This window comes from Salinispora goodfellowii, from assembly GCF_059570675.1.
Genome location: NZ_JCANTD010000002.1, coordinates 377,993 through 393,915, shown reverse-complemented (window position 1 = coordinate 393,915; position 15,923 = coordinate 377,993). Strand labels below are relative to the sequence as shown.

At 72.6% G+C, this 15,923-nt stretch carries 9 protein-coding genes; 4 read left to right on the top strand and 5 right to left on the bottom strand.

Features of this window, described 5'->3' with window-relative positions:
* Nucleotides 1–19: 19 nt before the first annotated feature.
* The gene (locus tag T398_RS04220; protein WP_496444728.1) at nt 20–1,165 is read right to left on the bottom strand and encodes a glycosyltransferase family 4 protein; all 1,146 of its coding nucleotides are present in this window, start codon (nt 1,163–1,165) and stop codon (nt 20–22) included.
* 149 nt (nt 1,166–1,314) lie between these two features.
* Between T398_RS04220 and T398_RS04215 the strand changes: the two genes are divergently transcribed.
* Entirely contained in the window at nt 1,315–2,004 is a 690-nt protein-coding gene (locus tag T398_RS04215; protein ID WP_496444726.1) for a TIGR03089 family protein, read from the top strand.
* Between the two features lie 45 nt (nt 2,005–2,049).
* Here the strand turns inward: T398_RS04215 and T398_RS04210 are convergent, their stop codons facing one another.
* Nucleotides 2,050–4,047: an acetoacetate--CoA ligase gene (locus T398_RS04210; RefSeq protein WP_496444724.1), complete on the bottom strand. Its 1,998-nt coding sequence runs from the start codon at nt 4,045–4,047 to the stop codon at nt 2,050–2,052.
* Between the two features lie 186 nt (nt 4,048–4,233).
* The gene (locus T398_RS04205) at nt 4,234–4,752 is read right to left on the bottom strand and encodes an acyl-CoA thioesterase (protein ID WP_496444722.1); all 519 of its coding nucleotides are present in this window, start codon (nt 4,750–4,752) and stop codon (nt 4,234–4,236) included.
* Between the two features lie 56 nt (nt 4,753–4,808).
* On the opposite strand from T398_RS04205, the gene T398_RS04200 reads away from it, so the two are divergent.
* A complete protein-coding gene (locus T398_RS04200; RefSeq protein ID WP_496444942.1) occupies nt 4,809–5,420 on the top strand; it encodes a hypothetical protein in 612 nt (203 codons plus the stop codon).
* Between the two features lie 70 nt (nt 5,421–5,490).
* Here T398_RS04200 and T398_RS04195 read toward each other — a convergent pair whose 3' ends face one another.
* Together T398_RS04195 and T398_RS04190 are read right to left on the bottom strand one after the other, a co-directional pair.
* Complete coding sequence (locus tag T398_RS04195) at nt 5,491–7,317, bottom strand: hypothetical protein (RefSeq protein ID WP_496444720.1); 1,827 nt, start codon at nt 7,315–7,317, stop codon at nt 5,491–5,493.
* Nucleotides 7,318–8,019: 702 nt separating this feature from the next.
* Entirely contained in the window at nt 8,020–9,183 is a 1,164-nt protein-coding gene (locus tag T398_RS04190; RefSeq protein WP_496444718.1) for an acyl-CoA dehydrogenase family protein, read from the bottom strand.
* A gap of 251 nt (nt 9,184–9,434) precedes the next feature.
* Here T398_RS04190 and T398_RS04185 point away from each other — a divergent pair, with 251 nt between their 5' ends.
* Together T398_RS04185 and T398_RS04180 are read left to right on the top strand one after the other, a co-directional pair.
* Nucleotides 9,435–10,862: a UDP-glucose dehydrogenase family protein gene (locus T398_RS04185; RefSeq protein WP_496444716.1), complete on the top strand. Its 1,428-nt coding sequence runs from the start codon at nt 9,435–9,437 to the stop codon at nt 10,860–10,862.
* A 146-nt stretch (nt 10,863–11,008) separates the two neighbouring features.
* A complete protein-coding gene (locus T398_RS04180; RefSeq protein WP_496444714.1) occupies nt 11,009–15,916 on the top strand; it encodes an SCO7613 C-terminal domain-containing membrane protein in 4,908 nt (1,635 codons plus the stop codon).
* The last annotated feature ends 7 nt before the right edge of the window (nt 15,917–15,923 follow it).

Genomic DNA, 15,923 nt, shown 5'->3' with positions numbered 1-15,923 from the left:
AGCCGAACCGCCGCCCCTTTCACGCCCGGGCCCGCGACCAGGCGGCGAGGTGCACCTCGGCGCTGGACTGCCAGGTGAACTCCTTGGCCCGGTCGAAACCGGCCTGGGCCAACGCCAGCCGGCGGTGCTCGTCGTCCAGCAACGCGACGAGGTCGGCGGCGATCTGATCCGGTACCTCGCTGGTGTAGGCGACCGCCTCGCCGCCCACCTCGGGCAGGGAGAGCCGGGGCGTCGTCAGCACCGGGGCGGCACAGGCCATCGCCTCCAGGATCGGCAGGCCGAACCCCTCGCCGTACGACGGGTAGGCGGAGACCAACGCCCCACCGAGGAAACCTGGCAGGTCGGCGTAGCGCAGGTAGCCGGGGCGGAGCAGGCGCAGGTGTGACGGCACCTCGGCGACCGCGCGATCGATCTCGTCGTCGTGTCCCTGCCCCCCGGCGACCACCAGGGCCGGCGGCTGGTGCCGGTCCGCCACGGCCCGCGCCCAGCCCCGAATCAGGTTGGGGACGTTCTTGCGGGGCTCCTTGGCGCCGAGGAACGCGATGTAGCTCTGGCTGCCGAGCCCCAGCCGAGCCCGGACCCGGGCCTTCTCCTCGGCGCTCGGGGCGTGGAACGCGGCGTGATCAACGCCGTGGTACGCGACGTCGATCCGGGTCGGGTCGGCGTCCAACAGCCGGATCAGCTCGTCCCGGGTGGCTTTGCTGGGCACGATCACCCGGTCGGCACGGCGCAGCGACGTCCGGATCGCGCTGCGGAAGAAGGTGCGGCGTGACTTGTCGTAGTGCTCCGGCTCGGTGAAAAAGGTGGCGTCGTGCACGGTCACCGTGACCGGACAACCCGCCCGCAGCGGGCAGGTGTAGAAGGGCGAATGCAGCACCTGGGCGCCGACCTGCTGGGCGAGCAGCGGCAGGCCGGTCTGCTCCCAGGCAAGCCGTGCGGGCCGGTGCGCCACCGCCGCCGGGGCGGGGATGACCTCCGCCCCGGGCAGCATCCGGGAGTATCGCTCAAGGTCCGTCCGAAGGCTGACCACGACCAGGTCGACGCTGGTGCCGCAAACCTTCCCGAGCACACCGAGCAGGCCATCAACGTATCTACCGACGCCGCCACGATCGGCGGGAACACTCGTGGCGTCAATGAGCACACGGGGCGGGCTGCCGGCGGTCAAGGGGCGACTCCTTGCACTCGGGGGTGTGCGGTACAACACTTTCGCCGTAAGCCTACGCCGCGCCCCCGCCCCGGCGGGGACTGCGACCCGGCGCCGAACCAGGTCGTCGTCGCCTCGGCTCCGGGCGGCGCGGCGTATCGTTCGCGCTGATGGCCGACAACCTTGCCCGGGTCCTCGCCGACGCGATCGCACCCGACCCGACCCGACCGCTGCTCACCTGGTACGACGACGCCACCGGCGAACGCACCGAACTCTCCGGCGCGACCTGCGCGAACTGGGTGGCCAAGACCGCCAACCTGCTGGTCGACGGGGTGGGACTCGCGCCCGGCGATACCGCCGGGGTGCTCCTGCCCCCGCACTGGCAGACCGCCGCCGTGCTGCTCGGATGCTGGTCGGCCGGCCTCACGGTGGCCGACCCGCCGGACGATGTGGACGTTCTCTTCGTCGCCACCGGCCGGCTCGCCGAGGCCGAGGGCGCCAGCGCCGGGGACCGCTACCTGCTCGCGCTGGACCCGTTCGCCCGGCCGCTGCGGGAGGTGCCACCGGGGTACGCCGACTTCGCCTCCGAGGTACGGACACACGGCGACCACTTCGGGGCGCCTCCGCCCGGTGGACCGGACCAGGCTGACCTGGCCGCCCGGTCCGCGGCGCGCGCCGCGGACCTCGGGCTCACCCCCGGCACCCGGGTCCTGATCGACGTTGACCGCTACCCGGACCCGGTCGACTGGCTCCTGGCCCCGCTGACCGCAAGCGCCTCCACGGTCCTGGTCGCACACGCCGACGCCAGTCGTCTCGGCGCCCGCGCCGTCGCCGAGCGGACCACCCTCACCCTGCCCTGACCCCACGGGCAGTGCCATCCGTCCCTGGTCGTCCGGGCGCCGCCGTCACCGGGCTCGCCGGTCGGCGGTGTCGTCGTGGGCGGCTCGGCGCTGGGCCAGACCGGCGAAGGCGGTCAGCGACTCCGGGTTGGCCAGCGCGCCCCGGGCCGCCGCCGAGTCGACCGGGGTACCGGTCAGGATCTTCTTGACCGGCACCTCCAGCTTCTTCGCCGACAGGGTCCGCGGTACGGCGCCGACCGGATGAATCTCGTCGGGCACGTGCCGGGGCGACAGGGCGGTACGCAGTTCCCGGCAGATCCGCCTCCGCAACGCGTCATCCCACTCCGCGCCCGCGGCGAGCACCACGAACAGGAGCAGCTCACCAGCGCCGCCCTCGGCGTCCTCCAGGTGCACGACGAGGGAGTCCGCGACCTCGTCCAGCCCTTCCACGACCGAATAGAACTCGGCGGTGCCGAGGCGAACCCCGCCCCGGTTCAACGTCGCGTCGGAGCGGCCGGTGATGACGCAGCCGCCCCGCGGGTTGATCGTGATCCAGTCGCCGTGTCGCCAGACGCCGGGGTAGCGGTCGAAGTACGCCTCCCGGTAGCGGCTGCCGTCGGCGTCGCCCCAGAACCCGACCGGCATGCTCGGCATGGGTGCAGTGATCACCAGCTCGCCCAGCGCACCGATGACCGGGGTGCCGTCGCCGGAGCGCGCCTCCACCTTCGCCCCGAGCGCCCGGCAGGCGATCTCGCCCGCGTGCACCGGCAGCAGCGGAGTGCCGCCGACGAAGCCGGTACAGACGTCGGTTCCGCCGGAGAGCGACTGGAGTTGGAGGGCCTCGCCGACGTTCCGGTAGACCCAGTGAAAGCCCTCGGGGGGCAGGGGCGCGCCGGTGGAGCCGACCCCGCGCAGGTCGGACAGGTCGGCGAAATCGGTGGGGACCAGCCCGGCCTTTCGGCAGGCCAGCAGGAACGGCGCCGAGGTACCGAGGTAGGTGGTGCCGGTGCGCTCCGCCAGCCGCCACAGCGTGCCTAGGTCGGGATAGCCCGGGTCGCCGTCGAAGAGCACGATCGCCGCCCCCACGGCCGGCCCGGAGACGAGGAAGTTCCACATCATCCAGCCGGTCGTGGTGAACCAGAAGAACCGGTCCGCCGGGCCCAGGTCGTGGTGCAGGGCGAGCATCTTCAGGTGCTCGAGCAGGATGCCGCCGTGGCCGTGCACGATCGGCTTGGGCAGGCCGGTCGTGCCGGAGGAGTAGAGCACGTAGAGCGGGTGGTCGAAGGGCACCGGTGCGAAGGTGAGCGGCTCGTCGGTGGGCGCGGCGACGTCGGCCCAGGCGATCGTGTCCGGCGGCGGAGGGCCGGCCGGGTCGAGGTACGCGATGCCGACGGTGTGCGACAGCGACGGCAGGGCGGCGCGGACGGCGGCCACCTCGGCTCGCCGGTCAATCGACTTCTGGCCATAGCGGTAGCCGTCAACGGCGACCAGGACCTTCGGCTCGATCTGCTGCCAGCGGTCGGTCACGCTCCGGGTGCCGAACTCCGGCGCGCAGGCGGAGAAGATCGCGCCGAGGCTGGCGGTGGCCAGCAACAACACGTACGTCTCGGGAATGTTCGGCGCGTACGCGGCCACCCGGTCGCCCGCGCCGACGCCCAGCCGGCGTAGCCCGGCGGCGACCCGGCGGACCTGCTCCCGCAGCTCGGCGGCGGAGAGGGTGACCGGTGGCCGGGTCTGCCCGTGGGCGATCACCACCGGGTCGGCGTCGCCCCGGCCCGGCATCCGCAGCACGTTCTCCGCGTAGTTCAGGGTGGCGCCGGGGAACCAGCGGGCACCGGGCATGGTCCGCCCGGCGAGCGTGGTCGTGGCCGGGGCGTGCGACACGACCTCGAAGTGGTCCCAGATCGACTGCCAGAAGGCGGGCAGGTCGGTGACCGACCAGCGCCACAGTTCGTCGTAGTCGGCGAAGTCCAGCCCCCGGTGCGTGCTCAGCCAATGCAGGTAGGTCCCGATCCGGGACCGCTCACGCACGTCCGCCGGCGGCGTCCACAGCACCTCACCCATCGCTCCACCCTCCCTCGGCCCGGCACAACGCTGTCCGGCCGTGGCGCCATCTTGCCCTACCTCGAGGCGCCGTGGCCCGCACCCGGTCCGGACGATCGGGGTGCGGACGATCCGGTGCCGCGCCGCACCGCCGGCTTCCCACCGGTCTGCACCGCCGGCTTCCCACCGGTCTGGACCGGCGACGAGTCAGCCGCGCCGGTGTGCCTGGATCGCCCGTCGGCGGGCGAGTCGGTGCGCCCGCCGGATCTCCGCCTCCCGGAAGCGCCGCTGGTCCGCGACGGTCTCCGGGGATAGCGGTGGGACCGGACGCGGACTGCCGTCGGCGTCAACGCCGACGAAGACGAGGTACGCGGTGGCGACCCGCACCGGCTCCCCCTCGGCCGAGTCCCACCGTTCGGCGGTAACCCGCACCCCGACCTCCATCGAGGTCTGCCCGGCCCAGTTGACCTGGGCATAGGCGTGCACCAGGTCTCCGGCCCGCACCGCCTCGGAGAAGACGATCTCGTCGATCGCCGCGGTCACCGCCGTCCCGCCGCTGTGCCGGGCGGCGGCGGCCCCGGCGACGTCGTCCACGAACTTCATCAACACCCCGCCGTGCACGGTGCCATAGAGGTTTACATCGACTGCCGTCATTATTCGACTCAGCGTGACCCGGGAGTATGCGGTCGGCCGACCCGGTGCGGTGGTGGCGGGGTACTCGCTCATACCGGAGACGGTACGGTGCGCGGATGCGACATCTATGGAGCTTCCTAGCGGGTCTCGTGGTGGCACCCGTCACGTGGATCCTGGTTACTCTCGGTCAAGATGGATCGGCGCGCACCGTCAACCGCTGGGTGGACATCGGTCAGTTCAACTCGGCCAACCTGATCGAGCCCGCGGTCTGGCTGTTGATCGGCGGTGTCCTGCTCGGACTCCTCGGCACGCTGCGCGTCTCGCCGATCGGCCCGATCGTCGCCGGGCTGCTGCTCGCCACCCCGTACCTGGGGCTGGCCATCCGTCCCTTTGCGGTCCGCGACCGCATCCCGACAGACTGGGAGGTCCTCGGCGACCCGCTGCCGCTACGGCTGCCGCTGGAGAACGGGACGCTCTTCCTGATCGGCCTCCTGCTGCTGGTCGCCGGCTTCAGCGGTCAACGTTGGCGGCAGTGGCCGACGCCCGGGGCGGAACCGAAGACGGCGGAGAACCCCAACCCGTCGGACGCCCCGCTCGACGACTGGCCGCCCACGCCGGAACGGGACAGCACCGAGCCGGTCCTGGGCAACCCGACGTCCGACCCGACCGAAGCGCTACCCCACCAGACCGGCGGCGGGACCCCCTGGTCCACTCCGGCGCCGGGCAGCCACCGGCAGCCGACCACCAGCGGGCTGCGCTGACCTGCCGACCGAGCCCCACGTCCGGGCCGTTCCCCGGCCGGCCGGACGTGGGGCATCCGGGGGTGCCTCGTCAGGGCCGGTAGTCGTCGTGGAGAACGACGCGGGAGAGCTCATAGCCACCCTGGGTACGCCAGTAGTGCAACCGGCGAGCGGCGGCCGACTCCCGCTGCAGGGCCACCCGCCAACAGGTCGCACCGTCAGCACGACGAACGTAGCCACTGCCGGCCCGGCCGGTGCGCATCTGATGCGGGTAACGCCCGGCGAGGTGCTGGACCTGACCGGTGAGCACCTCGACCACGACCGTCACGACCTTCGCCCGACTGATGCCCTCCAGCTGTTCCAGGGAGTCCAGGAAGCCGGGGCCCAGCACGTACGAGGCGAGCGGCCGGCCAGCCTTCTCGGCAGCGGGAACGCGCTGCGCCCACTCGCAGGTGACCTCATGGCGGAACTGTTCCTCGGGATCGAGGAAGAGCGTCGCCTCCCCAGCTGCTGGCTGACCAGCGCGGCCCTGGGCGCTCCGGAGCTGCTTGACCAGCCGCTGCCGAGCCAGATCGGCGCCGCGGTAGCGGGTCTGTAGCTGCTCGATGGCGCCAACCGCCCGCGCGAGCTCGGCCTCCAGCTCAGCCGCCCGGAATCGCAGATCCGCCAACTCGTCCGCGAGGGCCTTGCGCGTCGCCTGCTCGGCTGCCAACTCGTTACGCAGCTGTACGACCTGGGTTTGCTCCCCGGCTGGCGCCGTGCTGGCAGGACGCGCGAGCACCGGATGCAGGGCCGAGGGAAGGCGCCGGGCCAGATCCAACGGCGTCGGCTGCCGCGCCGGCACCGTCCGTACGACTTGCTGCGGTGGCGTGGCGGGCGGCAGCGGGGGCGCCGGTGGTCGAGGCGTCGATGTCGGTGCGGGCCGCGGGTCGGGGGGACGTAGCCAGGGAGGCCCGCCGGGGAGCAGACTCAGCGCGGGCTTCACCTGCTCCGTGTCGTCAACGTCGTCAAACCGCAGCGCCAGCGGGGTGAGCGTGACGAGACGGCCGGCGGCGGTCTCCCCAACGCTGAACAGGCCGCTCAGCCGGTCTCTCCGGTTGGAGGTGACCGCGTCCAGGCCGACCTCGACGGTGAGCCCGGGCAGAAGTCGTACGGTGACAGCTTCGTCGGCCACCGCCACCACCTCGGCCAGCACCACATCACCGACCTGGTACGCCTCCCGGACAGCCGCCAGGGCGCTGGGGACGTCAACGAAACGCAGCGCCGCCCGCAGGTCCAGACAGCGCGAGACCCGGTCATAGCTGCCGGTGACCGCCTGTCCCTTGGTGAGCAGTTGGTCCAGGGCAACGCCGGGGAGTGTCAACTCCTCCCATACTGTCGCCACCGCCTGGTCATCCAACGTCACGAGCGCTCGGGACCCGATCAGACCCTGCACCCGTCCCGATCGACACTGAGCCTCGGGACGAGCGCGGGGTTCGACCAGTCCGGCCGACAGTGCCGCCTGCAGCGCATCACTGATCAACTGTTCGGTGATGCGTTGCCGGTCCTGGCGGGAGTAGGCGAACCGCAACCTACTGCAGGTCGGGTCCTGCACCCAACCGTGATCGACCGAGTACACCCGCCCCGCACCGCCGTAGACCTGGGTCATCGGCGGCATCACCCGCGAGAAAGCCCAGGAGACATCGCTCGTGGGCATGAGTACCACCTCAGCCAGGTCCCCCACCGCCGCTTTGAGCTCGTCGGGATCACCGAACGGCTCCTCATATCCGGTGGGCAGGGTGAGTACCGCGACCGGCCACCGCCGCCCCGGCGTCAGCAACCGGTGGGCGAGTTCACTGGCCGCGGCCGCGGAGGTGATCCGCTGTACCGTCGGCGGCGGGGCGGCGCCGACGGCCACCTCCCGAATGGGCACCCCCATCAGTTCCGACCTCCTGCCAGTGAAAGCTGCAACGACCGCAGCATCGGGGCGACGGCCAGCCCGGGCAGGCTGGCACTGGCCCGTACGGTCGCCGGCGCCAGACCGGTAGCGCGGATCTCCCGCCAGGAGGAATTGCGGCGGACGTCTACGGCCCTCGACGAGTTCGAGGGTGCGGAACAGACCGCCCCGAGGAGACCAGGGGCGGGTTTGGAGAACCCGAGCTAAACCGTATAGCGACTATGCAAGGAGACAGTGGACGGCACAAGGCGAAGAGCATGTCGGCGGCCCTGCCTTGCCCGTTTGACCGACCACTGCCAACAAAATGGTTGGCACTGGCGCCGCTTGGGGGAACGACAAATCGTTGTCGCCATGGCAGCGCCTGCCGGTGCGGGTCTCCGCCTGTCCCCGGTCGTCCGTGCGGGTTCCCTCGACACCAGTACGCCGTCGGAGAAGCACAACGGGTACCGGGTCGTCCGAGGTCGGGGGAGGTCGTCGTGGTCGGGTAGGTACGCGGACCAAGAAAGATCATCCCGAGCGTGGCGATGAAGAGCGCCGGCAGGATTCGCGTACCGCGGTCGCCCCAGAACACCAACCGAAGGCGTTCTGGGGCAACGAAATATCCCCAAGGGGTTGTTCAGCTACGGCGAGCCGCCACGCCACCCGCACTCAGCGAACCCGACCGAGCTACGAAAAATGCCGCGATTAGCCCTTCAGAAGCTGCCGCGCCATGACGATCCGCTGCACCTGATTGGTGCCCTCGTAAATCTGGGTGATCTTCGCGTCGCGCATCATCCGCTCGACCGGGTAGTCCCGGGTGTAGCCGTAACCGCCGAGCAGTTGCACGGCGTCGGTGGTGATCTCCATCGCGGCGTCGGAGGCGAAGCACTTGGCCGCCGCGCCGAAGTAGGTCAGGTCCGCGTCCCCCCGCTCGGACCTGCTGGCTGCAGCGTAGGTCAGCTGCCGCGCCGCCTCCAGCTTCATGCCCATGTCCGCGAGCATGAACTGGATACCCTGGAAGTCGGCGATCGGCTTGCCGAACTGCCGACGCTCCTGCACGTACCCCTTGGCGTAGTCGAGCGCACCCTGCGCGATGCCCACCGCCTGCGCGGCGATGGTGACCCGGGTGTGGTCCAGGGTCTGCATCGCGGTGGCGAAGCCGGCGCCCGCCGCGCCGATCATGCGGTCGGCGGGGATGCGGACGCCGTCCAGGTAGACCTCACGGGTCGGCGAGCCCTTGATCCCCAGTTTCTTCTCCGGTGCGCCGAAACTCACCCCCGGGTCGGACTTCTCGACCACGAAGGCCGAGATACCCCGGCTCCGGACGGTCGGGTCGGTCACGGCGAAGACCGTGTAGAACTCGGACACCCCGGCGTTGGTGATCCACCGTTTGACGCCGTTGAGCACCCAGTCGTCGCCGTCCCGGACGGCCCGGGTGGTCATCGCGGCGGCGTCGCTGCCCGCCTCCGGCTCCGACAGGCAGTACGAGAACATCGCGTCGCCGGCCGCCACCGGGGTCAGGTACCTCCGCTTGAGCTCCGCGGACCCGGCCAGAATCAGCGGCATCGTACCCAGCTTGTTGACCGCCGGAATCAGCGAGGAGGAGGCACAGGCCCGCGCCACCTCCTCGATCACGATGGCGGTGGCGAGGGCATCCGCACCGGCACCGCCGTACTCGACGGGGATGTGCGGGGCGTGAAAGTCAGCCGCCCGCAACGCGTCGAAGGACGTCTTCGGGAACTCGCTGGTCTCGTCCGCCTCAGCGGCGTGCGGTGCCACCTTCGCCGCGCAGACCTCCCGGACCGCCTCCCGGACCGCCTGCTGCTCACCCGTCAAGCGATAGCCGTCGAATTCCTGCTCTGCGGCCATGTCGGCCCCTCCTCTTCACCGCTATCATGCGCAGTCTGTAGCGTCATCTGACCGCGGACCGCGCAGACTGAAGGATAGCGACCCCAGAGTCGGGCGATGTTACCGCCGCGTAGGCTACGAAGTGTCGCACTGACCGGCCCGCGCGGGAGCATGGTCAAACAAACGAACAACCCCACCTCCGGTGCCCCTGGCAGGCGCCGCGGTCGACAGCGACGCCACGAGCGGCGCCAGTGCGAGCGGAGAAGACAGGCGTGACGATCCCGTACCCGAACACCCAGCCAGTGCCTCCGATCGGGGCGGTAACCCCCCCATCCGGCGCTCCTCGCCCCCGAGTGACCTTCCTCGGCACCGGCTACCTCGGCGCGACGTACGCCATCTGCTACGCCGAGCTGGGCTACGAGGTACTCGGCTTCGACGTGGACGCCGACAAGATCGCCATGCTCAACGCGGGCCAGGTTCCGATCCACGAGCCCGGCCTGGACGAGCTGCTCAAGCGCAACCTCGCCGCCGGGCGGCTGCGGTTCAGCACCGACATGGCCGAGGTCGCCGAGTTCGGGGACGTGCACTTCATCTGCGTCGGCACCCCGCAGCGGGCCGACGCGCTGGGGGCGGACCTGTCGTACGTCGAGGCGGCCGTCACCAGCCTGGCGCAGCAGCTCACCCGCCCGGCGCTGATCGTCGGCAAGTCCACCGTGCCGGTCGGCACCGCGGAGTGGGTCGAGCAGCTGGTGAGCAAACACACACCGGCTGACCTGGGCATTGAGGTCGCCTGGAGCCCCGAGTTCCTCCAGGAGGGCTTCGCCGTCGACGACGTGCTCCGCCCGAACCGGATCGTGGTCGGCGTCAAGAGCGAATGGGCCAACGGGATGCTCTACGCCGCGCACAAGGGCGTCTTCGACCTGGCTGCCACGGAGGACCGCGAGGTGCCGATGGTGGTCACCGACTTCGCCACCGCGGAGCTGGTGAAGGTCGCCGCGAACGCCTTCCTGGCGACCAAGATTTCGTTCATCAACGCGATGGCGGAGGTCTGCGAGGCCGCGGGCGGCGACGTGACCCACCTGGCCCGGGCGGTCGGCTTCGACCCCCGAATCGGCAACCGGTTCCTCCAGGCCGGCCTGGGCTTCGGCGGGGCCTGCCTACCCAAGGACATCCGTGCTTTCCAGGCCCGGGCCCAGGAACTGGGCGCCGGCGAGGCGCTGCGTTTCCTGCACGAGGTCGACCTGATCAACCTGCGTCGCCGGACCCGGGTGGTCCAACTCGCCGCCGACCTACTCGGCCGGCGCACCGGCCCGGCCGGCCCCGACCTCTCCGGCACCCGGATCGGCGTGCTCGGTGCGACCTTCAAGCCCAACACCGACGACGTCCGCGACGCCCCGGCCCTCGCCGTGGCATCGCTGCTCCACAAGGCCGGCGCTGACGTGCACGTCTACGACCCAGAAGGGATGGAGCGCGCCCGCGCCGTGGCGCCCGAGCTGACCTACGAGCCGGGCGTCAACGAGGCGGTGACCGGCGCCGACCTGATCTGCGTCCTGACCGAATGGGCTGACTTCCGCAACGCCGACCCGGTCACGCTCGGCGCCCTGGTCGCCGGGCGCCGGGTGGTTGACGGTCGCAACTGCCTCGATCCAACGTTGTGGACGCAGGCTGGCTGGGAGTACCGCGGCATGGGCCGCCCGTGACCCGTCGCCGGCCGTACTCCGCGGGTAAGTACCCGCCGTTGCAGTATTAGGGCGCCACGCCCCCGGACCCGCCGGCAACTGTCGAAATCCGCGCCGGCATTGGGCATGCTGCGACAGTGCGGTCCGCCGGCGGCTGGAGGAGTGTCGTGGTGAGCTTTCAGTGCTCCTCGTGCGGCCGGGAGTTGAACCCGGCCGCACGCTGCCCACACTGCGGCGCACAACAGCCGCAGCGGCTCGAACACCTGGCGAAGGTCGAGCGGTCGATCGCGGAGATGAAGGCGCGGGACGCCGAGATCTCCGGTGAACAGCGGAAGATCGCCGCCAAGATGCAGGCTGCGCTCTTCCAGCGGGACATCCTCGCGCATGCCGATGAGGAGAACGTCAAACAGGCCACCCGTCCCCGGCGCGTGCTCCGTCGCCGGCCAGACCGGCGGTCACCGACCGCTCCCCCCGGCACACCGCCCCGGGTACCCCGGCAGGGCACCTCGTCCGGGCCGGCGGAACCGCCGCCCCCGACCGCCGGCTGGCTTGACGCCGACAACCCCGAGCATCCGCCGGAGGCGTCCAGCCGCGAGGTGCAGAACATTCCCCTCGGGCTCGGCGCGCTGCTGCTCGGCGTCGCCGCGGTGGTCTTCGCCGCGGTCGCCACCAGTTCCCTGGACGCCCTCGCCCGGCTGGGCGTGCTCTGCCTGGCGACGGTCCTGATGCTGCTCGCCCCGCCGGTGCTGGCCCGCCGCGGGCTCACCTCCACCGCCGAAACCATCTCCGCCGTCGGCCTGCTCCTGGTGCCGTTGGCCGGGTACGCGCTCTGGTCCGTAACCAGCGTCGGCGGCGGCGCGTCCCGGGCGGTGTTCGCCGGAGCCGTCTTCGCGGTCACCGCCGGGGTTGCCCTGGCGTACGGCGGCTGGACCGGACTCCGCGCACCACGGTTCGCCACGGTGCTGGCCCTCCAGCCGATCCTGCCGCTGCTCGCGTACGACCGAACCAACGCGCTGGCGGGCTGGGCCGCGGTGCTGGCCCTCGTGGCCGTCCTGAATTTCTCGCTGGCCGGCTCCGCCGTCACCCGGGCCCGACCGGTCCGCCAGGACCTACCCGAAGCGCCCCCGACCCCACTGGCGACAGCGGGGGGCCAGAGCGGCCCGGAGCGGCCCCCGGACACCCCCGTCGCCCCGCGCCAGCGGTCGGGGGCCGGCCGACCAACCGATGACGGGGCCGAGACCGGCCAGGTGCCCGGTGGGGACGGCGCCGCCGTCCGCCCAGTGCCCGGACTCCGTGAGTTGATCTTCGGCCTTTACAGCGTCGCCGCTCTGGCGGCCCTTGGCTACGCCAGCACCGCGCTGCTGCGGGTGACCACCGTGCCGGCGACGGTCGGAGCGGGCGTCGCGCTCCTGCTTACCGCCACGGTGGCCGGCGCGGGGATGGTGGCGGCCCGCCGCGCCCCATTCCCCGACATCGGCACCGGCCTGCTCACCCTCGCCGTGATCAGCGCCTCGAGCCGGCTCGCCTGGGTGGCCGCACCCGACCAGGCACTAGTTCTGATCACCGCCGGCATCGCGCTCACCGGGCTGGTCGTCCGCACGGTGCCGGCTGTCCTGCGGCGCGGCCCGCAGTTCGCCTCCGCCATCGCGTTGACCGTCAGTGGCGTCGTCGTCACCACCGGTGCCCTGCGCGCCGGAGTGACCCCGGTCCGCGCTGCCCTCCCGGCGTGGACCGCCGACCTCGACCGCTACCCAGCCCAACTGGCCGCGGTGGGCGCCCCCGACGCCAGCCAGCTCGCCGCCGGCGCACTGCTGCTGACCGTGGCCGCCGTGGTCGCCCTGCCACCGAAGATCCGCCGGGAGTTCGCGGTGGTGGGCGCCGCGCTGACCGCGCTCGCCGTCCCCGCCTCGTTCGGACTCGGCTGGGCGGCCGCGCCGTGGCCGATGGTGGTGGCGGCGGTCGGGATCGGGGTGGCCGGGTTGTCGGCGCGGAGCAAACGCGCGGCGCGCGCACACGCCGTAGCCGCCGCCGGGGTGGGACTGTTCGGTGCCGGAGCCGGCCTGACCCGGCCGTCGTTGACCGCCGCCGTCCTACTCACCCTCTGTGTGGCCGGCGTGCTGGTGGCGGTGGTACCCCGGCTCCGGGCCACCTCCGCCGGCGCAGAGCTCCTCTCCGGCTGGGCCGCGGGCGGGGCGGCCCTCGCCCTGCCCGGCACGGTGGCCGCGGTCGTCGCCGCCGGTCCGGCGTCCGGCACCGCGCCGCGGGAGATGACCGTCGCGCTACTGGCGGCGAGTTTCCTCGCGGTCTGCGTCACGCTCGGTTACGCCGCGCTCGTGCAGGTTTCCCACCGGCAGCTCCCGATGCCGCTGGCGACGGGGGCGGTACTGGGCGCCCTGGCCGTCGCCGCGGCCTCGTTCGTGGCGCCCGCCGCCACCACCGACGACGCCTGGGTCGGCGCGCTGCTGGTGATCGCCGCAGTGCTCCTGTTCTTCGCCCCTTCCGTTGACGCCCGTCGCCGCTCCGACCTCCGCCTGGACGGCTCCGACCTGGCCTGCGCCGCGGTCACCGCCGCGCTGGCCGCCACCCTGGTCCGGATCGCCGCTGTCCTTGTGCCGGGCGCGCAACTGGCGGTCGCGGCCGGGCTGCTGCTGGTCGTGGCCGGGGCGGCCCGCGCACTTCCACCGCAGTGGCGGCGAGGCCCAGTCCTCGGCCTGGCCCTGGGGGGCGGGCTGGTTGCGCTGCTGGCCGCCGGGATGGCGCTCCGCGGGGGCATCGGCGTCCTGCTCACCGCCGGCCCGATCTGGGCCGGCGACCTGAACACGTGGCCGGCCGCCCCGATCGGCGGCTCGACCTGGCAGGCACCAGTCGCACTGGCGCTGCTGGCGCTGGCCGCCGCGGTCCTGTTGCCGCCGCCCTGGCAGCACGACGTCTCCGGCGCGGCCGTGGTCCTGGCCACCATCGGCGCACCGGCCGCGTTCGCGCTGCCCTGGTGGTCGCCGGTGCTGGTGGGTTCGCTGGTCGCCATCGGGTACGGCCTGGCGTCGGTGGCGTCGGTGGAGGCCCGAGCCGCGTTCTCCCGGGCCGTCGTGGCCGGCGTACTGGCGCTGCATGTCGCCGGCGCCGGGCTGGTCCGGCCGTGGACCACCGCACTGGCCCTCGGCAGCATCACGCTGATCGGTGTCGCCGTGGCGGCCTTCGCTCGCGCCCTTTCCCCGCCGCTGGGCACCGAGGTGGACATCGAGGGACCGTCACCCCACCCGACCCAGATCGGTGGTGCCGCGACCGGGGCCATGCTCTTCGCGCTACCCGGCGCGGTGGCCGCCCTGGCTGCCGGGTTCGGGCACTCATCGCGGGTGGTGCTGATCGCCGCCCTGGCCACCTCCGGACTCGGCCTGGCGGCCGTGCTGGCTGCCCGACACCGGGTCCCGCAGTATCTGCCCTGGGCCAGCGCTGCGCTGGTCGGCGGCGCCACGGTAAGTGCCCTCGCCGCCATCCCCGCCGGCCTGCAGGTCGGGGTGTACGCCGCCGCGGCCGCCCTGATCGGTGTCCTCGCCGAGCTGAGCCGCGGCGCCACCGAGCCGCCGGCCGGGCTCGCGGCACCGGCGCGCCGATGGCGAGTAACCCTCGGGGGCGCCCTGGGCCGCTCCGCCGGGCCCGGTACCCGCCGGTGGCGAGTAGACCCGGCCGCCGGGGCGCTCGCCGCGGCGACGCTGCCCACGGTGCTGGCCCTGGTCTCGCTCGCACCGGCGCTGCACGTGGCGCTGGTCGAGCCACACCGGACGCTCAGCCGCACCTGGCAGGGCCCGCCGCCGGAGTTACGCCTGCCCGCATCCGCGGCGGCGGACCCGACGCACGTGCTCACCGCGCTGCTGCTGACCGCCGCCGCCGCGCTGGCTGCGGTCGCTTTCAGTGGCGGCCGGCGCAGTCGGGCGGTGCCGGTCATCCTGCCGGGTGCCGCGGTGACCCTGCTGATCACGCCGGTGGCCCTGAATCTCGCCTGGCCGGCGAGCACGCTCGCCGGGCTCACCGTGTTCACCCTGGCCATGCTCGGGCTAGCGCTCACGCCGCCGCCCGCCCTGGTGGAGCGGGCCCGCTCGCTCCGGCTGGCCCGGATACTCGTCTTCGGCATCGGCCTCACCGCCGGCGGCGCGGGGCTGGCCGGCAGCCTGGCCACGGAGAACCTGACCCTGGTCACGCTCGGCGGCGCGGTGGGCGTCGGTACGGTGGCGGCGCTCTTCGGTGCCACCGGGCACGCCCGCATCCTCGGCTGGCTGTTCGCCGCCCTGATGGCGCAGCTCTTCGTACTCACCACCGGTCTGGTCGCCGGTCTGAACGCGCGCTGGTCGGCATTCGGTGTCCTGGCCGTCGGGGCGGCCCTCCAGGTCTTCGCGGCCACCCTGCCGCGCCTGCGTCGCCCGGAGGCGGGGCGGGAGGCGGCCACGGTGGAGTGGAGTGGCTTCGCCGCCACGCTGATCGCCCTGGCGCTGGCCTACGACTCACCCCGGCACATCGCGGCCCTGCTCGCCGCCGCGGGCGCCATCCTCGGAGTGGCGGCAGCCCGACCGGGCCGGCGCGACATCGAGCGACGAATCCTCTTCTGGGCGGTGGTGAGCTGCGAGATCACCGCGTGGTGGATTCTGATGTGGGTGGCGGACGTGGCCCTGCCCGAGGCATACACCCTGCCGTTCGCGGCGCTGGCCCTGCTCGTCGGCGTACTGGAGCTGCGCCAACGCGCCGAGATCAGCAGCTGGGTGGCGTACGGGCCAGCGCTGGTGACCGCCTTCGCTCCGACCCTGGCGATCGTGCTGGTCACCGAGAGCAGCATGCTGCGCCAGGTGCTGCTGCTACTCGGGGCAGCGGCGGTGCTGGTCTTCGGCTCGCTGCGGCAACAGCAGGCGCCGGTGATCGTCGGGGCCACGGCCACCGCGATCGCGGCGATCCATGCGCTGTTCAGTCTCGGGCCGTGGCTGCTGCTGATCCCCGTCGGTCTCCTCCTGCTGGTCCTCGGGGCCAGCAACGAGCGTCGCCGTCGGGCCCAGGAACGCCTCCAGGCCGCCCTGCGCGGCATGCGCTAGCCGGCTG

Bases quoted from the DNA above. Each gene is read 5' to 3' on its own strand.
- T398_RS04215 (WP_496444726.1), top strand. From the start codon at position 1,315: ATGGCCGACAACCTTGCCCGGGTCCTCGCCGACGCGATCGCACCCGAC.
- T398_RS04210 (WP_496444724.1), bottom strand. From the start codon at position 4,047: ATGGGTGAGGTGCTGTGGACGCCGCCGGCGGACGTGCGTGAGCGGTCC.
- T398_RS04205 (WP_496444722.1), bottom strand. From the start codon at position 4,752: ATGAGCGAGTACCCCGCCACCACCGCACCGGGTCGGCCGACCGCATAC.
- T398_RS04195 (WP_496444720.1), bottom strand. From the start codon at position 7,317: ATGGGGGTGCCCATTCGGGAGGTGGCCGTCGGCGCCGCCCCGCCGCCG.
- T398_RS04190 (WP_496444718.1), bottom strand. From the start codon at position 9,183: ATGGCCGCAGAGCAGGAATTCGACGGCTATCGCTTGACGGGTGAGCAG.